Origin of the sequence: Microbacterium sp. Beta (assembly GCF_005502545.1) — a bacterium.
Taxonomy (GTDB): Bacteria; Actinomycetota; Actinomycetes; order Actinomycetales; family Microbacteriaceae; genus Microbacterium; species Microbacterium oxydans.
This window is the reverse complement of record NZ_SCOG01000004.1, coordinates 66,698-86,024: the sequence shown is the minus strand read 5'-3', so window position 1 is coordinate 86,024 and position 19,327 is coordinate 66,698. Positions and strand designations below refer to the sequence as shown.

Annotated in this window: 21 protein-coding genes; 10 read left to right on the top strand and 11 right to left on the bottom strand. The window is 69.2% G+C overall.

From position 1 onward, the window contains the following. Position 1: 1 nt before the first annotated feature. The 3 genes from FFS56_RS05995 to FFS56_RS05985 are packed head-to-tail and all read right to left on the bottom strand — an operon-like array spanning position 2 to position 2,729. A complete protein-coding gene (locus FFS56_RS05995; protein ID WP_127011646.1) occupies positions 2-949 on the bottom strand; it encodes a D-alanine--D-alanine ligase in 948 nt (315 codons plus the stop codon). Then, positions 946-2,070 carry an alanine racemase gene (gene alr, locus FFS56_RS05990; protein ID WP_127011645.1) on the bottom strand — a complete coding sequence of 375 codons (1,125 nt, stop codon included), beginning with the start codon at positions 2,068-2,070 and terminating at the stop codon, positions 946-948. Before alr ends, FFS56_RS05995 begins: the two co-directional genes overlap by 4 nt. Then, positions 2,067-2,729, bottom strand: a complete 663-nt coding sequence (locus tag FFS56_RS05985) for a M15 family metallopeptidase (protein ID WP_046746903.1) — start codon at positions 2,727-2,729, stop codon at positions 2,067-2,069. Before FFS56_RS05985 ends, alr begins: the two co-directional genes overlap by 4 nt. 87 nt (positions 2,730-2,816) lie before the next feature. On the opposite strand from FFS56_RS05985, the gene FFS56_RS05980 reads away from it, so the two are divergent. Both FFS56_RS05980 and FFS56_RS05975 read left to right on the top strand, forming a co-directional pair. Further along, the gene (locus FFS56_RS05980; protein ID WP_046746904.1) at positions 2,817-3,488 is read left to right on the top strand and encodes a response regulator transcription factor; all 672 of its coding nucleotides are present in this window, start codon (positions 2,817-2,819) and stop codon (positions 3,486-3,488) included. 10 nt (positions 3,489-3,498) lie between these two features. Continuing rightward, positions 3,499-4,578: a HAMP domain-containing sensor histidine kinase gene (locus FFS56_RS05975; protein ID WP_046746905.1), complete on the top strand. Its 1,080-nt coding sequence runs from the start codon at positions 3,499-3,501 to the stop codon at positions 4,576-4,578. Between the two features lie 81 nt (positions 4,579-4,659). On the opposite strand, the gene FFS56_RS05970 is transcribed toward FFS56_RS05975, so the two are convergent. Continuing rightward, positions 4,660-5,316, bottom strand: coding sequence for an NAD(P)H-dependent oxidoreductase (locus FFS56_RS05970; RefSeq protein WP_046746906.1), 657 nt, complete (start codon positions 5,314-5,316; stop codon positions 4,660-4,662). 77 nt (positions 5,317-5,393) lie between these two features. Here FFS56_RS05970 and FFS56_RS05965 point away from each other — a divergent pair, with 77 nt between their 5' ends. After that, positions 5,394-5,732 carry a helix-turn-helix domain-containing protein gene (locus FFS56_RS05965; RefSeq protein WP_046746907.1) on the top strand — a complete coding sequence of 113 codons (339 nt, stop codon included), beginning with the start codon at positions 5,394-5,396 and terminating at the stop codon, positions 5,730-5,732. Between the two features lie 12 nt (positions 5,733-5,744). Here FFS56_RS05965 and FFS56_RS05960 read toward each other — a convergent pair whose 3' ends face one another. Continuing rightward, entirely contained in the window at positions 5,745-7,265 is a 1,521-nt protein-coding gene (locus FFS56_RS05960; protein ID WP_046746908.1) for an SDR family NAD(P)-dependent oxidoreductase, read from the bottom strand. 70 nt (positions 7,266-7,335) lie between these two features. Between FFS56_RS05960 and FFS56_RS05955 the strand changes: the two genes are divergently transcribed. Both FFS56_RS05955 and FFS56_RS05950 read left to right on the top strand, forming a co-directional pair. Next, positions 7,336-7,617, top strand: a complete 282-nt coding sequence (locus FFS56_RS05955) for a metalloregulator ArsR/SmtB family transcription factor (RefSeq protein ID WP_171010931.1) — start codon at positions 7,336-7,338, stop codon at positions 7,615-7,617. Continuing rightward, positions 7,614-8,015, top strand: coding sequence for a VOC family protein (locus tag FFS56_RS05950; protein WP_046746909.1), 402 nt, complete (start codon positions 7,614-7,616; stop codon positions 8,013-8,015). Before FFS56_RS05955 ends, FFS56_RS05950 begins: the two co-directional genes overlap by 4 nt. Here the strand turns inward: FFS56_RS05950 and FFS56_RS05945 are convergent. From FFS56_RS05945 to FFS56_RS05925, 5 genes are read right to left on the bottom strand one after another with little or no spacing between them, the layout of a single operon-like run. Then, positions 8,012-8,770 (bottom strand): glucose 1-dehydrogenase, encoded by a 759-nt coding sequence (locus FFS56_RS05945; protein ID WP_127011644.1) that lies wholly within the window; start codon positions 8,768-8,770, stop codon positions 8,012-8,014. The genes FFS56_RS05950 and FFS56_RS05945 overlap by 4 nt on opposite strands. Before the next feature lie 50 nt (positions 8,771-8,820). After that, positions 8,821-10,068 (bottom strand): NAD(+)/NADH kinase, encoded by a 1,248-nt coding sequence (locus FFS56_RS05940; RefSeq protein ID WP_127011643.1) that lies wholly within the window; start codon positions 10,066-10,068, stop codon positions 8,821-8,823. A 5-nt stretch (positions 10,069-10,073) separates the two neighbouring features. After that, positions 10,074-11,660 carry an aminomethyl-transferring glycine dehydrogenase subunit GcvPB gene (gcvPB, locus tag FFS56_RS05935; protein ID WP_127011642.1) on the bottom strand — a complete coding sequence of 529 codons (1,587 nt, stop codon included), beginning with the start codon at positions 11,658-11,660 and terminating at the stop codon, positions 10,074-10,076. Next, positions 11,657-13,036: an aminomethyl-transferring glycine dehydrogenase subunit GcvPA gene (gene gcvPA, locus FFS56_RS05930; protein ID WP_127011641.1), complete on the bottom strand. Its 1,380-nt coding sequence runs from the start codon at positions 13,034-13,036 to the stop codon at positions 11,657-11,659. The genes gcvPB and gcvPA overlap by 4 nt, the downstream gene beginning before the upstream one ends. Further along, positions 13,033-15,132 (bottom strand): beta-galactosidase, encoded by a 2,100-nt coding sequence (locus tag FFS56_RS05925; RefSeq protein WP_127011640.1) that lies wholly within the window; start codon positions 15,130-15,132, stop codon positions 13,033-13,035. Before FFS56_RS05925 ends, gcvPA begins: the two co-directional genes overlap by 4 nt. A gap of 149 nt (positions 15,133-15,281) precedes the next feature. Here FFS56_RS05925 and FFS56_RS05920 point away from each other — a divergent pair, with 149 nt between their 5' ends. From FFS56_RS05920 to FFS56_RS05900, 5 genes are all read left to right on the top strand, one after another. Then, positions 15,282-15,938, top strand: coding sequence for a GntR family transcriptional regulator (locus tag FFS56_RS05920; protein ID WP_046746915.1), 657 nt, complete (start codon positions 15,282-15,284; stop codon positions 15,936-15,938). A 133-nt stretch (positions 15,939-16,071) separates the two neighbouring features. After that, positions 16,072-16,665, top strand: coding sequence for a sulfite oxidase-like oxidoreductase (locus FFS56_RS05915; protein ID WP_127011638.1), 594 nt, complete (start codon positions 16,072-16,074; stop codon positions 16,663-16,665). After that, positions 16,662-17,387 (top strand): ferredoxin reductase, encoded by a 726-nt coding sequence (locus tag FFS56_RS05910; protein ID WP_127011637.1) that lies wholly within the window; start codon positions 16,662-16,664, stop codon positions 17,385-17,387. Before FFS56_RS05915 ends, FFS56_RS05910 begins: the two co-directional genes overlap by 4 nt. Beyond that, positions 17,387-17,659 (top strand): DUF6510 family protein, encoded by a 273-nt coding sequence (locus tag FFS56_RS05905; protein WP_046746918.1) that lies wholly within the window; start codon positions 17,387-17,389, stop codon positions 17,657-17,659. Before FFS56_RS05910 ends, FFS56_RS05905 begins: the two co-directional genes overlap by 1 nt. A gap of 23 nt (positions 17,660-17,682) precedes the next feature. Further along, positions 17,683-18,108 carry a hypothetical protein gene (locus tag FFS56_RS05900; RefSeq protein WP_127011636.1) on the top strand — a complete coding sequence of 142 codons (426 nt, stop codon included), beginning with the start codon at positions 17,683-17,685 and terminating at the stop codon, positions 18,106-18,108. On the opposite strand, the gene FFS56_RS05895 is transcribed toward FFS56_RS05900, so the two are convergent. Further along, positions 18,077-19,327, bottom strand: coding sequence for an ATP-binding protein (locus FFS56_RS05895; protein ID WP_127011635.1), 1,251 nt, complete (start codon positions 19,325-19,327; stop codon positions 18,077-18,079). The two genes, FFS56_RS05900 and FFS56_RS05895, sit on opposite strands and share 32 nt — an antisense overlap.

Here is a 19,327-nt window from a genome sequence, read left to right as displayed (position 1 = left end):
CTCACCCCGCGGCGCGCACGAGCCTCCCGACCAGGTCGACGTAATCCACTCCCGCCGCGGCGAACATCCGCGGCACCTGCGACGCCGCGGTCAGCCCCGGCATCGTGTTCACCTCGTTCAGCAGGGGACCCCTGTCCGTGAGGAAGAAGTCCATCCGCGCGACGCCGTCGCACCCCAGGGCGTCGAACATCGCGATCGCAGCGCGCTTGAGGGCCGCCGCCTCGCCCGCGTCGAGCTGCGCCGGCACCGTGAAACGCGCACTTCCGTCGTACTTCGTCGCCGTGTCGAAGAGACCGGTCGCGTGGATCTCCAGCGGCGGAGCCGCCCACCGGATGCCCCCCTTCTCGCGCAGCACGGCCACGTCGATCTCGCGCGCCCTGACGACCTCCTCGACGAGGATGCGCCGGTCGAAGCGCGCGGCCTCGTGCAGCGCGGCGAGCAGATCGTCCTCCTGGGTCACGAGACTCACGCCGTGGCTCGACCCCGCCGAGACCGGTTTCACCACGACCTCGCCGTCGAACTCCACATCCCCGATGTCGTCCGCCGTGATCAGCCGCCCGCGGGCGGTGCCGATCCCCACCGCGTCCGCCACCAGCTTCGTCGTCCATTTGTCCATGCCGATCGCACCGGCGCGCAGCCCCGAGCCCACCACGCGCACTCCGGCGAGGGCGCAGAGAGCCGCCAGCGCCCCGTCCTCGCCGAGTGCACCGTGTACGGCCGGGAAGACCACGTCCGTGCGAGTGAGCAGCGGAAGCGCGAGCGCCAGCGACTCGGCGGCGGATCCCCCGTTCGGGCGCCCGTCGACGCGCCAGATGCCGTCTCGATCGATGGTCACGCACGTCACCTCGTGACCGCCCAGCCGCAGGGCTGCACCGACCGCGGCCGCCGACGCCAACGACACGTCGTGCTCGGCGTTCTGCCCTCCCCCGATGACCAGCACCCTCGTCATGCCGCGCTCCTCCGCACTCGCGCTCCGATCCCGGTGACGATGGCGTGCGGGATCGTCCCCGCCCACCGCGCCCACTCCTGCACCGAGGGCACTGCGCCCCCGTCCGGCCCGAACACGGTCGCGATCGTGCCGCGCGGGAACAGCGCGGCACCCGTGTCCACCACGATCTGATCCATCGACACCCGTCCGACGATCGGATACCGCACGCCACCGATCTCGACGCCGGCGCCCGGCGCGAGCTCTCGCGGGATCCCATCCGCGTAGCCGACGCCCACCACCGCGAGGTGCGTCTCCGCACGGCTGACATGCGTTCCCGCATACCCGACAGCCGTGCCCGCCGGGGCGAGAGTCCCATGCACGACGGGCGCGGTCCATCGTGAAGCCCCGATCAGTGGCGTCGTCTCCGAGGGGTCGATCCCGACGAGTCCTGCGCCGATCCGCACCATCCCGAAATGGGTCGCGGGATCGGTCAGCGCCCCGGACGTCGCCGCCAGATGCACGAGCACCGGTCCGAGCCCGGCACGCAGGACCGCATCCCTGCCCTGCCGCATGCGCAGCACGGCCGCGGCGTTCGCGCCCGGATCGCCCTCGTCGGCGCGCGGCAGATGACCCATGACCCCCACGACCTCGATCCGCCCTCTGCTGGCGCGCGCCAGTCGGAAGAGCTCTGGCCACTCGTCCAGCGGAGACCCGCCACGGGCCATCCCGGTGTCCAGATGCAGGTGCACCCTGACCGGGTGCGACGTGTCCGAGCTCAGCTGACGCAGCTCTTCGGCCGAACCCACCGCGATGTCGATACGATGCTCCGCCGCTGCCTCGGCGTCGATGCCCGCCGGGTTCAGCCAGGAGAGGATGGGCACCGCGAGTCCGGCCTCGCGGAGTGCGACACCCTCGGCGACCTGCGTCACCCCGAGCCACTCGGCGCCCGCTGCGACCGCAGCCCTTGCCACGACGACGGCACCGTGTCCGTAGCCGTCGGCCTTCACGACGGCCATGATCGGCACCGGGGTCGCCGCCCTGACGATCCGGAGGTTCTCGGCGACGGCGTCGGGGAGCGTGGTCAGCGTCGGCGCCTGCAGGCGCGAGGCGATCGCGGGACGGGGGGCGGTCATGATGGTCATCGCTGCATCCTCGGGTCTTCGGTGGGGTCGGCGTACATCTCGGGGCACCCCTGATCGATCGCCTCGGGGCGCAGCTCGTAGTGCCATGACTCGTTCGCGTAGGTCTGGCACAGTCCGTAGTCGGAGCCGTGCTGGGCGAGCCAGTCGAGCGTGGGCAGGGGGCCGACGTCCACGGCGTCGCCCGACACGTGCGCCGAGGTCTGCGGCGTCGCCACCCAGCGGCGCGCTTCGTCCTCCGACCCGTAGTCGGCGATCGCGTCCTGGAGCATCCGTTCCTGCAGCCCCGGCGAGCGCCATCCGCTGTTCACCAGGAACGTGATGCCATCGCGCTCGGCATCCGAGGCCGCCCCCTGCAGGGCGTCGAGCAGCGCGGGGTCGAGGTTGCCGACCGCGACGCGGTCCACATCGAACACCGTGGGCTGATCCCCGTCACGGATCGCCCCGTCGGCGTCGCCCGGCACGTCGACGGGCTCCACGTCGTCGGGCACCGGGGTCGGCACGGGCGTGGGGAACGTCTTCGCCGTGTCGGCGAAAGCCACGGACAACGACTGCTGCACCGCGAACGCCAGGATCACGGCGGCGGCGAGCGCGACCACGACGCCGGCGGCCCGACGGCGACGACGTGCCCGCAGCGGGAGGGACGAGCTGTTGGTGTTCATGCTCCCAGTGAAGAAGGGAGCCGGTTGCCAGGGCGTATGCGCTTTTCCATATGCTCGCGATATGCCGGGGTGCGTAGGATCGCTGCCATGCGTGTGCTGATCGTCGAGGACGAGCCCTACCTCGCCGAGGCGATCCGCGATGGGCTGCGCCTCGAGGCGATCGCGGCCGATATCGCGGGCCACGGCGACACGGCGCTGGAGCTGCTGAGCATCAACTCCTACGACCTCGCCGTGCTCGACCGCGACGTGCCCGGGCCCTCCGGCGACGACATCGCCCGCTGGATCGTCGCGTCGGGAAGCGGCATCCCCATCCTCATGCTCACCGCGGCCGACCGCCTCGACGACAAGGCGAGCGGCTTCGAGATCGGTGCCGACGACTACCTCACCAAGCCGTTCGAGATGCGCGAGCTGGTACTGCGTCTGCGGGCCCTCGACCGTCGCCGCCAGCGCAGTCGACCTCCCGTGCTGGAGGTCTCCGGCCTTCGCCTCGATCCGTTCCGCCGGGAGGTGTACCGCGACGACCGCTACGTGGCGCTCACCCGCAAGCAGTTCGCCGTGCTGGAGGTGCTCGTCGACGCCGAGGGCGGTGTCGTCAGCGCGGAGGAGCTACTCGAGCGCGCCTGGGACGAGAACGCCGACCCGTTCACGAACGCCGTGCGCATCACGGTCTCCTCGCTGCGCAAACGCCTGGGCGAGCCGTGGATCATCCTCACCGTGCCGGGTGTCGGATACCGGATCGGAACGGATGCCGATGCCTAGGCGCCGTGGGATGAGCGCTCGCCTCAAGCTCACCCTCAGCTATGCGGGCATCGTGGTGGTCTCCGGACTGCTGCTGCTCGCCGCGGTGGCCCTGTACCTGCTGCGCTACGTGCCCGACGTGCAGATCTCCGCGGACATCCGCGTTCCCAACCGCTCCGACCTGATCAGGGCGTTCGTGCCGGTCGCCTCGACGGTCATGGTGGCACTGCTGGCCATCGGGCTCGGCGGCGGATGGCTGCTGGCCGGACGCATGCTTGCACCTCTGGAACGCATCGGCGACGCTGCGCGACTGGCGGCGCAGGGCTCGCTCTCGCACCGGATCGCGCTGCCCGGCCCTCGCGACGAGTTCCGCGATCTGGCCGATGTCTTCGACTCGATGCTCGAGCAGCTCGAAGCCCACGTCGCCGAGCAGCAGCGGTTCGCCGCGAACGCCTCGCACGAGCTGCGCACTCCCCTCGCGATCTCGCAGGCGCTGCTCGAGGTCGCCCGTGACGACCCGGACCGCGACGTGGACGAGCTGATCGCCCGACTGCAGCGGGTGAACACGCGTGCGATCGACCTCACGGAGGCGCTGCTGCTGCTGAGCCGGGCGGATCGCCGGACGTTCCCGCGCGAGATCGTCGATCTCTCCCTTCTCGCCGAGGAGGCCGTCGAGGCGCTGGTTCCCCTCGCCGACCGTCGAGGAGTCGCACTGGAGGTCGGCGGCGTCCCCGCGTCGGTGCTCGGGTCGGCGGCGCTGCTGCCGCAGCTGGTCATGAACCTCGTCCTCAACGCGATCGTGCACAACCTTCCGACCGGCGGGGCCGTTGCCGTGCGCACGCACTCGATGCCGCACGCGGTCGCGCTGGTCGTGGAGAACACCGGTGAACAGTTGCCTGCGCATCAGGTCGCCACCCTTGTCGAACCGTTCCAGCGCGGGGCGGAGCGCACCCGCGGCGACGACCATGCGGGGGCGGGGCTCGGCCTTGCGATCGTCGACCGCATCACGCAGGCGCACAACGGCACGCTCGTCCTCACCCCGCGGACGGACGGCGGTCTGATCGTGACCGTGTGGCTGCCGCACCCCTACCCGACGGGCCTTCCCGGCTGACTGTCCGCAGGTGTTTCGAATCGCGCAAACGGTCGGATGCGGGGCCCAGAAGGAACCATTTGCGCGATTCGAAGACGGGGCTCAGGCCACCCGCGGGTCGCGTGTCGCGGCGAGCTCGCGGCCGTAGGTGCGGGCGTCGGCTTCGGCGTTCTCCTTGAGCTCGCGCGCGGTGTCGGCGAACGCGTCGAGCGCCGGGTTGACGCCGACCAGCGTGAACGGACGCTGCACGACGCGCAGATCGAGACCCCAGACGTCTTCGAGCACGCGTCGCAGCCAGCCGGTCGAGTGGTCCCAGCCCTCCTTGGGCGAACCGGGCGCGTAGTTGCCGCCGAGCACGGTGACCAGGGTCGCCGGCTTGCCGTTCAACGCGGTGCCGGTCGGATCGATGCGTGCGTCGGTGTAGGCGAGATCGAACCAGGTCTTGAAGTGCTGCGAGACGCCGTAGTTGTAGAGCGGCACCGCGAACAGCAGAGCGTCGGCGCCGATGAGCTCGTCGGCGAACTGCGTCGCGAGGGCGCGAGCCTCGTTCTGCGCAGGGGTCCGCTGGGCCTCGTCGACGAATCCACCCGTCACGGCATCCGCCCACGCGGTCGCGGGCACGGGGTCGCTCGCCAGATCGCGACGGAAGACGGTCGAATCGGGGTGCGACGCGGTCCACTCGGCCTCGACGATGTCGGCGAGCGCACGACTGGCGGACGACGCGGGAAGGATGCTGGCATCCAGGCGGAACAGGGACATGGGCCTACCTCTCGTTTTCGTAGTCGCTCTGTTTTTCTTAGCGACATCGGTTAACGTAGCAGGGGTAGGATGGGGGGATGTCCGGGACCGACGAAGGGCGTCAGGTGTGCGACGCCGCCGTCACACTGGCCTTCAGCGTGCTCGGGAAGCGGTGGAACGGCATGATCGTGTCGTCGCTCGGGGGCGGACCCACGACGTTCGTCTCACTTCGCCGCGCCGTGGACGGCATCAGCGACACCGTGCTCTCCGATCGCCTGGCGGAGCTCGCCGACGCCGGACTCGTCGCACGCACGGTCGATGCCGGTCCGCCGGTGACCGTGTCGTACGCGCTCACGCCCGCGGGAGAAGGACTGCTGCCGATCCTGAACCAGCTCGGGCAGTGGGCCTCGGCGAACCTCGCCGAGCGCGCTCACTGACCCGAACTTCCCTCACCAGGGGCTGGGCTCGTAGTCCTTGAGGAACACGCCGTGGATGTCGTCCCCGGCCTCGCCGCGCACGATCGGGTCGTACACGCGGGCGGCACCGTCGACCAGGTCGAGCGGGGCGTGGAAACCCTCTTCGGCGAGGCGGACCTTCGTGTAGTGCGGACGCTCGTCCGTGATCCAGCCCGTGTCGACGGCGGTCATGAGGATGCCGTCCTTCTCCAGCATCTCCCCCGCGCTGGTGCGGGTGAGCATGTTGAGCGCAGCCTTGGCCATGTTCGTGTGCGGGTGTCCAGGGCCCTTGTAGCGGCGGGAGAACTGTCCCTCCATCGCCGAGACGTTGACCACGTACTTGCGGTGCGCATCGGACGCGGCCATCGAGGCACGCAGACGGCTGATCAGCAGGAACGGCGCTGTCGTGTTCGCGAGCTGCACCTCGAGCATCTCGAGCGGATCGACCTGCTCGATCGACTGCACCCAGCTGTTGACGCGGTTCACGTCGGGCACGAGGCCGCCGGCGTCGATCGCGGTGCCGTCGGCATGCTTCTCGAGCGACGACGATCCGGGCGCCATCGCGAGGCGCGCGAGATCTTCGGCCGTGAGTGCCTGACCACCCTGCTCGGCGACCGTGCCGCCGAGCGCCGCGACCGAGAGCAGCGGATGCGCATCGACCGAGGCCTGCAGCGCTTGCGGGTGCGGGTCGGCCGTGTGCCCGAAGGTCTCCATCTCGGGCAGGGGTCCGTCGGGGAGGGGCTGCAGCTCGGCATCCGCCAACAGGGAGTAAGCACCCGGCGAGCGGCGTACGGTCTGTGCGGCGTTGTTGATGAGGATGTCGAGCGGGCCCTGAGCGGCGACCGAGTCCGCCAGGCCGATCACCTGAGCAGGGTCGCGCAGGTCGATGCCGACCACGCGCAGGCGGTGCAGCCAGTCGGCCGAGTCGGGCAGGGCCGAGAAGCGTCGCACGGCGTCGCGCGGGAAGCGGGTCGTGATCGTGGTGTGCGCGCCGTCACGCAGCAGCCGCAGCGCGATGTGCATGCCGATCTTCGCGCGGCCACCCGTGAGCAGGGCGCGCTTGCCGGTGAGGTCGGTGCGGGCGTTGCGCTTGCCGTGGCTGAAGCGGGCGCAGTCCGGGCAGAGCTGGTGGTAGAAAGCGTCGACCTGTGTGTACGGCTGCTTGCAGATGTAGCAGTTGCGGGGCTTCAGCAGCTCGCCCGCGATCGGGGCGTCGACGACGCTGGTGGCGAGATCGTTGCCACGGGTCTCATCATCGATGCGGTCGGGGGCACCCGTGGCGGTGCGGGCCACCACGGCTTTGTCGGCCTCGGCGATCGCGTCACGGATCTGCTTGCGGCGCACCCGCTTCACGTCTTTGAACATCGCCGCGGTGGCCTGGCGTACCGCGATGAAATCGGGGTGCTCGTTGTCGATCCGGTGCAGCTCGCGCAGCACGCGCAGCGTGGTGGCGAGATCTTCGGGGTCGACGCCCGGTCCGAGGTCGGGTGCAGCGTCGGAGGGGGCGTCGGTCATTGTCCCGATTTTACGCGAGTGTCCTGGGACAGGCTTGATATGCAAGCATCCACTTGCCTATCGTGATCCCATGGCCGATCTGTTCCACGCGCTCGACGACGAGACGAGGCGACTCATCCTCGATGAGCTGTCGCGGCGGGACGGACAGACGCTCTTCGAGATCTGCTCGACGTTGACGATGCAGCACGGTGTGACGCTGACCCGGCAGGCGGTCTCCCAGCACCTCGCGGTACTCGAATCCGCCGGACTGATCTCCACGGAACGACAAGGCCGTTCCAAGTTCCACTTCTTCCATCCGGAACCCATCGCCCGCATCGCCGAGCGGTGGCCGACCACACGGAGCACCCCATGAGAATCGAACTGACCAGCATCTTCGTCGATGACCAGCGCAAGGCCCTCTCCTTCTACACCGACGTGCTCGGCTTCACGAAGCACCATGACATCCCCCTCGGCGATGCCGCCTGGCTCACGGTGACCTCGCCCGAAGCGCCCGGCGGACCCGAGCTCCTGCTCGAGCCTTCGGAGCACCCCGCGGTCAAGCCCTACCGCGACGCGCTCGTCGAAGACGGCATCCCACTCGCGCAGTTCGCCGTCGACGACCTCGCCGCCGAACACGCACGCCTGACCGGGCTCGGCGTCGTGTTCACCCAGCCGCCGACCGACATCGGTGCCGCCTGGGTCGCGGTTCTCGACGACACGTGCGGCAACCTGATCCAGCTGATCCAGATGAAGGCCGACGGACAGGGCTAGGCGATCCCGCCACCGTCCACGACGAGGGCCGAGCCGGTGACGTACGAGGAGTCGTCGCTCGCCAGCCAGACCACCGCCTGTGCGACCTCGCTCGGCTCGCCCATGCGGCGCAGCGGGCGATCGGCGGCTTCGGCGAGGAACGCGTTGGTGTCCTGCGCCAGCTGACGCGCTTCCTCCCGCAGCATCCCGGTGTTCACATCGCCGGGGTTGACCGAGTTCACGCGGATGCCGGCGGGACCGTGGTCGATCGCGAGCGCGCGCGTCATGTTCACGACCGCGCCCTTCGAGGCGCAGTAGGAGATGGCCTGGCCACCGCCCTTGAGGCCCCAGCCCGACCCGGTGTTGATGATCGAGCCTCCACCCGCAGCCTCCATGACCGGAACGATGTGCTTGCACATCAGGAAGATCGAGCGCACGTTCACGCCGAACACGCGGTCCCACTCCTCGACGGTCGTCTCGACGGCGGTGGTGCGACGGATGATCCCGGCGTTGTTGAAGACGACGTTCACTCCGCCGAGTTCGGCCACCGACGTGGCGATCACCCGTTCGATGTCGGACTCGCTCGCCACATCCGCCGCGATCGCGAGGGCCATGCCACCGGCCGCACGGATCTCCTCCGCGACGGCTTCGGCCGCCTCCGTGTTCAGGTCGACGACGGCGACCGCCGCGCCCTCGGCAGCGAGTGCGAGTGACGTGGCGCGACCGATGCCGCCGGCACCGCCGGTGACGATGGCCTTCTTGTTCTCGAGACGCATGGGGTGTCCTTTCGGGTACGTGCAGACGGGTCTGTCGGGGTCGGGATGTGTCAGGTGAGGGAGAGTTCGGGTGCGGTCACGGCATAGAGACTCGTGGTGCCGACGCCGGTGATGATGCGGACATGCCCGGCGAGTCTCGCATCGAGTTCCGGGTCGCCGGTGTCGACGAGGAGCGGCCGACCCTGCAGGTCGATGAGCTTCTGCTCGGGGGCGACGACGAGGAGCGGGTCGTCGCCGAGCGCACGAAGAACGGGTGCCGAGAGCTGTTGGTTGCCGCGCCCGAGCAGGAACCCCTGCCCGCCGATCACGGTGACGACGGCCCGCGCCGGGCCCTCGGCGATCTGGGCGAGCAGCTCCTGCTCACTCGCGCCGTGGACGAGGACGGCACCGTCGAGAACGACGTCGACGCCGAGTGGCGATCCTTCGACGCCGAGCTGCCGAGCGAGCTCCGCGGTCGTGCCGCCGGGGCCGAGCAGATAGCGCACGCCCGGTCGCATGCGGGAGACAGCCCCGCGGGCCGCAGCTTCGACCGCAGCCGCCTCGGTGACCGGCGTCGGCGCCTTGCGTGCCTGAGTGCGGCCCGCACGATGCGGCACCCGGAGCATTCCGTACAGCGTGGGGTCGACGCGGGCGCGCCGCATCGCGGCCTCGTCGATGTCGAGCACCTCACGCTCCTCGGTCGGGAGTCCGTCGTGCTCGATCCAGTCCGCGGCGATCGATCCCGCCGCCCGCGGACTGACCGCGAACACGGGCGAGTACATCTTCACGCCTGCCGGAACTCCGAGCACGGCCGGCAGACCGTGCGCCTGTCGGCAGCTTTCGGCGTCGAGCGCGGATCCGTCGTCGCACCTTCCGCCATCGGGCTTTTCACCCGACGGATGCGTCGCGGCGCCGAGCCCCGAGACCGCGTCGCGCAGGGTGCCGTCGCCACCCACGACGAGGAGCAGATCGACCCCCGCCGCGGCCAACGATGCGACCGCACGCGAGGTATCCGCCGCCTCCGTCACCTCGGTCACACCCGCCTCGGTCACGCCCGCATCGCTCGAGCACGCCCCGACGACGCACGGCACGAGACCTGCGACGCGCACCGCATCGGCGCCCATGGCTCCGGGCACCGTCGCGACCACGAGTCCCGGATGCCGTTCGGCGAGCGTCGTCAGGGCGAGGACCGCCCGTTCCTGCACGCGCGAACGGGCGCCGCGCGCGATGGCGAGGCGCTGCACGTCCGCACCGTCGGAGCCGGCGAGCCCCGCGGGCCCTCCGACTCCGGCGACAGGGTTGACGACGAGTCCGAGCATCGCGGTCAGTCCGCCCGTGCGGCCAGCTCCACCGCGTACTTCCGCTGGTATGCGCGCCAGGTGATCGCCCACCGCTCCGGGTCGTCCAGATCGTCATGGTGCGTGTGATGCACGGTCTGGTTGTGCGGGGCGGTGCGCACCACCTCGGGGGTCTCCCGCGCCTCGCGTGCCACCTCGGCGAGGGTCGCCGCATACTCGTCGAGCTCCGCCATCGAGTACGACTCTGTGGGCTCCAGCGTGAACGGCTGCGGCACCACGTAGGGGTGGTGACTCGTCCAGTAGTGCATCCCGAAGTCGGACATGCGCACGCCGATCTCCTCCGACGAGATGCCGGTCTCCTGGTACAGCTCCTCCCACGAGTAGCGCACCTGTTCGATGCGGCGGCGACCCGTGGCATACGGCGCGGATGCTCCGGGGATCGCGAGCACACGAGCCATCAGGTAGTTGTTGTTCAGCACGGCGGTCTCTGCGGCGGCGAGCAGCCCCGGAGCCCCCAGTGCCATGATCCAGGAGTAGGCCTTCACGAGCGCGGGGATGACGCCGAAGAACGGGCCGACCGCGCCGATCGACAGCTCTCCCGCCTCGACCACCCCGAAGGTCCCGTCATCGTCGCGCACCACGCGCGGTCCCGGCATGAATGGGGCGAGCGCCGCGCTCACGGCGTTCGCGCCAGATCCCGGTCCACCGCTGCCGTGCGGGGTGCCAAAGGTCTTGTGCAGGTTGAAGTGGCACACGTCGAAGCCGGCGTCGCGGGCGCGCGTGACCCCGAGGATGCCGTTCGCGTTGGCCTGGTCGTACGAGGCGAGGGCTCCGACCGCGTGCGCGGCGTCGACCCACTCCCGGATCGCCGGATTGTAGATGCCGGTGTCCTCCGGGTTCGTGACCATGATCGCCGCGGTGCGGGGCGACAACGCGGCCTTGAGCGCGTCGAGCGACGGATAGCCCTCGGAGTCGGGGTAGACCGTGATGACCTCATAGCCTGCCGCCTTCGCCGCGGCCGCGTTCGAGGGGTGGCTGAAGATCGTGGTGATGACCTCGCGGCGCTGCTCGCCTTCGCCGTTCGCCTCATGGAAGGCCCGGATCATGGCGATGTTCGACCAGATCGCCGCCGAGCCGCCCTGCGTGTGCAGCGACACCTCGTCCATGCCGGAGATCTCGGCGAGCACCCGTTCCAACTGCCAGACGATCTCGAGCACGCCCTGCGCATCGGCCGGATCCTGGTGCGGATGCATCGCGGTGAGCTGCGGGGTGTTCGCGAGCTGGTCGTTGATCTTCGGGGCGTACTTCATGGTGCAGGTGCCCTGGCCGATGTCGACGTTGAAGTCGGCACCGAGGTTCTCCTGCGACAGACGCAGGTAGTGCTTGAGCACCCGCATCTGCCCCATCTCGGGCAGCGCGGGACGAGACGGGCGACGCAGGGAGTCCGGCAGCGCGGCGACCACATCGCCTACCACCTCGCGCACGCCCGGCTCGACCTGCGACACCAGCACGCCGCGTTCACCGGGTGTGGTCAGCTCGAAGATGATCGGCTCGTCCCAGCGGGCCTGTTGGAATCGGCGGAGCGCCGGCTTGGGCGCGACGGGGAGGCTCACTTCTGCTCCTCTGCGAGTTCGGGGGCGACGACTGCGGCAAGCGCGCCGGCCAGGACGTCGATGTCGGATTGGGAGACCAGTTCGGTGACGCAGACGAGCAGGCGGTGCTCGCCCACGACCACGCCGGGTTCGATGCCCCGGGCGCGGAGCGCCGTGACGACCTCCGCCGCTGGCACCGGAAGGGTCACCGTGAATTCGCGCAGATGCACGGCGTCGTCATCGAGAGAGACACCGGGAACAGCGGCGAGTGCCTGCTGCGCGTACCGGGTGCGGGCGAGCAGCACCTCGCCGAGCTCCGCCATGCCGGTGGGACCCATCAGTGCGAGGTAGACACCGGCGGCGATGCCCCACAGGGCCGCGGCCGTGCCGACCCATTCCTTCCCCTCCTCGCGGTGTGCGAACGAGGTGCGCTCGTAGGCCACGTCGCCGAAGCCGTACTCGCCGGGCACGTCGGTGGTGGCGAGCCCGAACAGGCGCGAGGGCATCTCCATCACGAACGCGGGGTCGTCGTGCACGGCGATGAAGCCACCGTGAGCGCCGCCGAACCACTGATGCAGGCCGAGGGACTGGATGTCTCCGGTGACGATGTCGGCACCGGAGACCGAGGGCGGGGTGAGCACCCCGTAGCCGATGGGATCGGTGCCGACCACGAGCACGGCTCCGGCAGCGTGCGCGGCGTCCGCGATCTCCTGCAGCGCCGCCTCCACTGCGCCGGTGGCACTGGGCGTCTCGACCCACACGGCGGCGACATCGTCGCCGAGTGCGGTCCTGATCCCCTCCACGTCCGCCGTGCCGTTCACGGGCGGCACGTGCTCGAGCGTCAGATGGGCCCGCACGTAGTCGTGCACCTTCGCGAGCTTCGCCGGCAGCACGTCGCTGACCACCAGCACGCGCCCGCGGCCGGTGAGACGCCCCGACATGGTGAGACCGGTCGCCGTCGCCTGGTAACCGTCGTAGACCGGCACGTTCACGACGTCCATCTCCAACAGCTCCGCCATCAGCGACTGGTACTGGAACAGGGCCTGGAAGCGGCCGTGGTCCTCGTAGGGTTCGCCGGCGTAGGCGGTCAGGAACTCGCTGCGGCCGATGACCTCATCCACCACGGCGGGCACGTAGTGGTTGTAGGTGCCCGCGCCGAGGAAGCTCAGTCGTTCCTCGGTCGAGCGGTTCTTGGCGAGCAGTCCGCGCACGTGTCGGGCGAGGTCCTGCTCGGCCGCGAACGGTGCCGGCAGGTCGAGCGCCCGGCCGAGTCGCAGAGACTCCGGCACATCGGCGTAGAACTCGTCGACCGACGCGGCGCCGACGGCCGCGAGCATCGCCGCCCTCGACTCGGGGGCGGTGTTGGGGATGTACGGATGCACGAACGGAGTGGTCATGCGTCCTCCTTCACGTCATCAGCGCCCGAAGGCGGGGTCAGGGTGGCAAGAGAGAGGGTGCCGGCACGGGGAGCGGCGAGCACCGCGACACCGAAGCGTCCGAGCTCCAGACGGCCCGCATGATGCACGCCGGTGAGCAGGTCAACGCCCGGCGACGGGATCTCGAACGCGATCGGCGCGCGCCCGTGATTCAGGTAGAACGTGTAGTCGGTGGCGTCGTCTGCTCGGGTGACCACCTCGACGTCGACGTCCGTCCGCTCGCGAGCGGGAAGGCCCGCGGTGCGCAGGACGTCGCGGAACACCGTGAGCAGACCGTCCGGTTCGAACATCGCACTGACGTACCAGGCCGACCCTTCCCCCGCCGCGCGACGGGTCACCGCCGGCAGGCCGTCGAGCTCACCACTCGCATACGTGGCACGCACCTCGACGTCGTCATCCGCTTCGAGCCATTCACTCCAGGAAGGCACCGTCAGGGTCTCGCCCGCGAAGTCGATGCTCTCGGTCAGCCCGTCGGCGATCGGCCACTGCTCGTCGACCTCGATGCCGAGCAGGTCGCGCAGCAGTCCTGGAGCTCCGCCGTCGTGCACCTTCTCGGTGGCATCCACCACTCCCGAGAACGGCCCGACCACGAGGTGCCCTCCGCGTTCGACGAACGCCTGCAGCGCGTCGGCCTGCGGCTGCTCCACGATGTAGAGGTTCGGCACCACGACCACGTCGTAGCGGTCGAACGGCCCCGTCGCACGCACCGCATCCACCGGCTGGCCGAGCGTGTACAGCGCCCGGTGCCAGGCGCGGGCCTGCTGCGCCCACTGCAACCGCTGCGAGGGCAGCGATTCCGCAGCGCCGGTGCCCCACCACGAGTCCCAGTCCACGACGAGGGCGACGCGCGAGCGCACGCGGGTCCCGCGCACCGGCTCGAGCTTCTTGAGCTCATTGCCCAGCGCCTTGGTCTCCTGGAAGCTGCGCGAACGCTCGCCTCTGTGGCCGAGCATCGAGGAGTGGAACTTCTCCTGGCCGTACTTCGCCTGGCGCCACTGGAAGAACATCACGGCGTCGGAGCCGTGCGCGACCGCCTGCAGGCTCTCGATGCGGATCTTGCCCGGCGCCTTGGGCACGTTCACGTCGCGCCAGCTGGTCGCACTGGCAGAGGACTCCAGCAGCAGCCACGGCTGCCCGCCCTTGAGCGAACGCATGAGGCCGTAGTTGAGCGCGGCGCCGACGTGCGAGGTCGGGTCGGCCGGCTCGGGGTAGGCGTCATCGGTCACGACGTCTTCGACGGCGGCGAAGTCCCAATAGTTCAGGTCGCGGAACATGCTCATGAAGTTCGTGGTCACCGCGATGTCGGGCGTGACCTCGCGCAGCACGTCGATCTCCACCTGGAACAGCTCCAGCAACGCATCCGACGAGAAGCGCTCGAAGTCGAGCAGCTTGGTGGGGTTGACCGGGCCCGGAGCCTTCTTCGGCGTCTCGATGTGCTCCCACGAGGTGTAGCGCTGGCCCCACACGTTCACGCCCCAGGCCTCGTTCAGGCCGTCGAGGTCGCCGTAGCGGTGCTGCAGCCAGCGGCGGAAGTGCCGGGCCGACTCGGGGCACCAGCAGCGCGAGGTGTGATCGCCGTACTCGTTCGAGATGTGCCACATCGCAAGGCCCGGGTGCTCGCCGTAGCGCTCGGCCATGGCTCTGGCCATGCGGGCGACGTTCTCGCGCCAGATCGGGGATGAGGGACAGTACGTCTGGCGGGATCCGAACTCGAGCCGGTGGCCGTCCGCGTCCCACGGCGCCATCTCGGGGTGCGCGCGCAGCAGCCACGACGGCGGGGTCGCGGTGGCGGTGGCGAGGTCGATCGCGATGCCCGCTTCCCACAGCAGGTCGATGATGCGGTCGAGCCAGGCCCAGTCGAAGATGCCGGGCTCCGGCTCCAGCTGCGGCCAGCTGAAGATCGGCAGGCTCACCATGTTCACGCCGGCTTCACGCATCAGACGGATGTCTTCGTGCCAGGTCGCTTCCGACCACTGGTCGGGGTTGTAGTCGCCGCCGTAGGCGAGGGCGTCGAGGCGGACGCGTCGGGTGGGCTGGTCGCCACCGGGTGCGGGCACGAAGTCTCCTCTCTGAGTCATCACCGGCTGATCCCGGCCGGGCACTGGTGCAAATCCGGGATCAGCTGTATTCTGTATACACACACTAAGACGTCGTCAGAGGCCCGTCAACCCATAGGCTGACGGGCAGGCGGCAGAAGAGGGGATGCATGGCGATCGAACGCAAGAACCTGCGCTCGCAGGTTCGGCAGGAGCTGCTGACCCGCATGCGCGCCGGACTCGTGCAGCCCGGCGAGGGCATCAACGAGGTGCAGCTCGCCACCGAACTCGGCGTCAGTCGCACCCCGCTCCGCGAGGCGCTCATCGCCCTCGAATCCGAAGGACAGATCGAGAGCGAGAACGGCAAGGGCTTCCGCTTCGTCCCGCTCAGCGCCTCGGAATTCCGCGACCTCGCCCCTGTGATGGCGGCCCTCGAGAGCCTCGCACTCGAGCTGAGTCCGCCCGACGAGCTGCGTCGCATCGGCGCGCAGCTCAAGGAGATGGCCGACGCCTTCGCCGACGAGCTCGTCGAGCATCAGCTCGTCATCACCAAGGACGACGAGTGGCACAGCATGATGCTGTCGGCCTGCCCCAACGCCCGCCTGCTCGCCGTCATCGACAACGTGCGCAGCTCGTTCCACCGCTACGAGTCGCTCCTCGTGCCCGAAGACGTCAAGGTCGAACGCGTCGCTGCCGAGCACGCCGAGATCGCCCGGCACCTCGCCGACGGCGACGTCCCCGGCGCCGTCGAAGCGCTCAAGCTCAACTGGATGCACGGCATGCAGCGCATCCTCGACAACGCCACGAGCTCTTACTTCACGGCGTAGTCCTGCTCCACCCGCACGTCCTTCTGTTCCCGTCCGGACGCGACTCTTCCTCGCCCTGGGCACCCTCCGCGGAGTACCGTCTGAACCAGTACGCCTGACGCGCAGGGTCGCATCCACCGACAGGAGCAAGATCATGGCCGTGATTTCCCGAGGTTTCGGCGCTCGACGCAGGGAGAGCACCCCGGAACTCCCGCCAGGGCAGTACCTCACCGAGGACTTCCCCGTGCTCTCCGCAGGACCGACGCCGAACATCCACATGTCGGAGTGGAGCTTCGGCATCCGCAACGAGGTCGGCGAGGTCGTCTCCTGGACGTGGGATCAACTGCACGAGCTGCCCATCGAAGACGTGCACACCGATATCCACTGCGTGACGCGATGGTCGAAGCTCGGCACCTCCTGGCGCGGAGTCTCTCTCGACACGCTCTTCGAGGAGATCGACACCGCCGCCTCCTTCGCGATGGCCCATTCCTACGGTGGGTACACCACGAACATCCCCCTCGACGATCTGCTGGGCGGGCAGTCGTGGATCGCATTCGAGTTCGAGGGTGAGCCGCTCGCCCCGGAGCACGGCGGCCCCGCCCGCCTGATCGTGCCGCACCTCTACTTCTGGAAGAGCGCGAAGTGGCTCAGGGCACTCACTCTGATGGAGGAGGACGCCCCGGGCTTCTGGGAGCAGAACGGCTACAACATGCACGGCGATCCGTGGACGGAGGAGCGCTATTGGTGACGGTGGGCGGCTGGCGTGAGGCGCGGGTGACGGGCGCGCACGCGGAGACGGATTCGGCCCGCACGATCCGCCTCAGCGTGCCGGGCTGGCCGGGGAGTGATCCGGGACAGCACGTCGATATCCGGCTCACCGCCGAAGACGGCTACCAGGCGGTCCGCTCCTACTCGCTCGCCTCCTTCGGCGACAGCGAGATGATCGAACTCGCGGTCGACGAGATCCCCGACGGGGAGGTCTCCCCGTACCTGGTGCGGGACGTCCGCGTCGGCGATGAGCTCGAGGTGAAGGGCCCCCTGGGGAGATACTTCGTCTGGCGCCCGGAGAGTCCTGGTCCCGTGCAACTCATCGCCGGCGGATCCGGCATCGTGCCGCTGATGTCGATGGTGCGGGCAGCTCAGGCCGCAGGGGCGACCGACGCGGTGAGGTTGCTCTACTCGGTGCGGGCTCCGCACGAGGCCCTCTACCGCAGCGAGCTCGAGGCAGCACCCGCAGGGGCGGCAGCCGATGTGCGATGGGCGTTCACCCGTTCTGCTCCTGACGGATGGACAGGGACCGTCGGACGCGTCACCGAAGAGGTGCTCCGAGATGCCACCTGGCCACCGGAACGCGCTCCCCTGGTCTTCGTGTGCGGCCCCACCGGGTTCGTCGAACATGTGGCCGACCTGCTGGTCGGCCTCGGGCATGCGCCGGAACATGTGCGCACCGAACGATTCGGAGGAAAGTGATGGACGCTGCCGCCCCCGCACAGACCGTCGACGGAAACGCGATCGCCGGCATGCTCTGGGACCTGTTCGGCGCCGACGTCACCGCACTGGTCGGCACCTGCGGCGGTTGCGGCGCGCTCGCTGCCCTCGCCGAGACCGTGGTCGAGCTCGATCGCCACGCCGCCATCGTGCGGTGCCGCACCTGCACCCGCACACTCTTCACCGTGCTGCAGTCCCCCGACGGCACGTCGATGCGCGTCGGGCTGCTGCACGCGGTCCACTCCTCCGGTTAGTGCCCCGGGGCACCGCGCTCCCGATGACAGGAACGGCGCACCCGACTTCTTCACCGGTGAGCCTCGGCGAGGTCGCTGCGCACCTGACCGATGTCGAGACCTTCCGCCAGGCGGTCGAGAGCTGCGTCGCCGTGCACCTCATCACCTTCAACGGCGAGTTCGGCGAGACGCTCACGAACGGCGCGGAACTGGTGGCTGCAGCGGAAGCGGCGGGAGTGCAGCGAGTGAGCGTCCTCAGCGGATGGGATGAGAGCACGGTCGAGCCGGCCCTGCGCGAGAGCGACCTCGACTGGGCGCTGCTCGCCCCCGTGGAGTTCATGTCGAACGCGCGGGAGTGGGCCCTCGAGATCGTGTCCGAACGCCGCGTCCGCACGCTGGCGGACTGGCCGTGTTCGCCGATGGAAGGGCGGACGATGATCACGCCGCCCACAACGAATCCATCGGTATAGCCGCGATCCGGTCACCGACCGCGACCGATGAGCGGCCTGAATGCAGGACATAGCCCGCGACGAATCTGTCGCCGAGACGGTCCCGGAGGACGCTGAGGCCGGAGGCATCCTTCGCGCGGACAGTCGCCGTCGCCTTGACTTCGATTCCGACGACCCTTCCGTCCGGAGTCTCGAGCACCGCATCGACCTCCACCCCACGGCTGTCCCGAAAATGGTAGAGGGACGCACGCTGACGGGCCCATGTCAACTGGCGCCGAAGCTCACCGATGACGAAGCACTCCAGCATCGGCCCGGAAAGGGGCGCACCAGGTCCTAGTCCATCGGGGGCGATACCTAGGACGCTAGCGGCTAGCCCGGAGTCCACCGGGAACACCTTGGGCTGTTTCACCTCACGGGATGTGAGGTTCACGGACCACGCGGGAAGGGTGTGCGTAAGGTAGAGCGTCTCGAGCAGCACAATGTACGGGTCGAGTGTTCTCCGCGGAATACCAGCATCGGCGGCGAGGGATGACCAGACCATAGTGCTCCCCATCCGTCCGGCGATGAGACGCAGGAGACGGGGGAGATCGGCGATCCGCTGCAGCCCCGAGATGTCGGGCGCATCACGTCTCACGATCTGGGAGACATACGCCTCATACCAGTTCTCCCGTCGACGACTCGATCGACGTTGCAGTGCCTCCGGATATCCGCCATCGACAGCGCGAGCGATGTAGTCGGCACGATTGAGCGCACTCGAATGCGACGCCAGCGAACGGGGGGCGAATGCGGCATCGATGAAGGATCCGGAACCGGATGAGAGTTCGCGCTGGCTCAGCGGGTACAGTTCGATTCGCTCCGCCCTCCCCGCCAACGACTCGTGAGTCGATGAGAGCTCGAGGAGGTTCGCCGAACCGGTGACCAGAAAGCGCCCTGGCCGCTTGTCTCTGTCTACGGATGCTTTCAACGCCACGACGAGTTCCGGCGCGCGTTGCAGCTCATCGATCAACAACGTCGCATTCGGGGCTTGCTCGACGAAACCAACCGGGTCCGCACGCGCGAAGCCGAGTGATGCGGGATCGTCCAACGTGACAGAGACAACAGGGCTGCCAGTAAGCACTTGCCCTGCGAGCGTGGACTTACCGACTTGACGCGCCCCCTGGATCACGACGATTCTGGTGTCCCTCAAGGCCTCTTGGATCCTCGGAAAGACAAGGCGAGGGATGAGCGGTGTTGGCTCCAT

Coding starts and splice junctions, on each gene's coding strand:
- FFS56_RS05995 (WP_127011646.1), bottom strand. CDS start 949: ATGACGAGGGTGCTGGTCATCGGGGGAGGGCAGAACGCCGAGCACGAC.
- alr (WP_127011645.1), bottom strand. CDS start 2,070: ATGACCATCATGACCGCCCCCCGTCCCGCGATCGCCTCGCGCCTGCAG.
- FFS56_RS05985 (WP_046746903.1), bottom strand. CDS start 2,729: ATGAACACCAACAGCTCGTCCCTCCCGCTGCGGGCACGTCGTCGCCGT.
- FFS56_RS05980 (WP_046746904.1), top strand. CDS start 2,817: ATGCGTGTGCTGATCGTCGAGGACGAGCCCTACCTCGCCGAGGCGATC.
- FFS56_RS05975 (WP_046746905.1), top strand. CDS start 3,499: ATGAGCGCTCGCCTCAAGCTCACCCTCAGCTATGCGGGCATCGTGGTG.
- FFS56_RS05970 (WP_046746906.1), bottom strand. CDS start 5,316: ATGTCCCTGTTCCGCCTGGATGCCAGCATCCTTCCCGCGTCGTCCGCC.
- FFS56_RS05965 (WP_046746907.1), top strand. CDS start 5,394: ATGTCCGGGACCGACGAAGGGCGTCAGGTGTGCGACGCCGCCGTCACA.
- FFS56_RS05960 (WP_046746908.1), bottom strand. CDS start 7,265: ATGACCGACGCCCCCTCCGACGCTGCACCCGACCTCGGACCGGGCGTC.
- FFS56_RS05955 (WP_171010931.1), top strand. CDS start 7,336: ATGGCCGATCTGTTCCACGCGCTCGACGACGAGACGAGGCGACTCATC.
- FFS56_RS05950 (WP_046746909.1), top strand. CDS start 7,614: ATGAGAATCGAACTGACCAGCATCTTCGTCGATGACCAGCGCAAGGCC.
- FFS56_RS05945 (WP_127011644.1), bottom strand. CDS start 8,770: ATGCGTCTCGAGAACAAGAAGGCCATCGTCACCGGCGGTGCCGGCGGC.
- FFS56_RS05940 (WP_127011643.1), bottom strand. CDS start 10,068: ATGCTCGGACTCGTCGTCAACCCTGTCGCCGGAGTCGGAGGGCCCGCG.
- gcvPA (WP_127011641.1), bottom strand. CDS start 13,036: ATGACCACTCCGTTCGTGCATCCGTACATCCCCAACACCGCCCCCGAG.
- FFS56_RS05920 (WP_046746915.1), top strand. CDS start 15,282: ATGGCGATCGAACGCAAGAACCTGCGCTCGCAGGTTCGGCAGGAGCTG.
- FFS56_RS05915 (WP_127011638.1), top strand. CDS start 16,072: ATGGCCGTGATTTCCCGAGGTTTCGGCGCTCGACGCAGGGAGAGCACC.
- FFS56_RS05905 (WP_046746918.1), top strand. CDS start 17,387: ATGGACGCTGCCGCCCCCGCACAGACCGTCGACGGAAACGCGATCGCC.
- FFS56_RS05900 (WP_127011636.1), top strand. CDS start 17,683: ATGACAGGAACGGCGCACCCGACTTCTTCACCGGTGAGCCTCGGCGAG.
- FFS56_RS05895 (WP_127011635.1), bottom strand. CDS start 19,327: ATGGAGCCAACACCGCTCATCCCTCGCCTTGTCTTTCCGAGGATCCAA.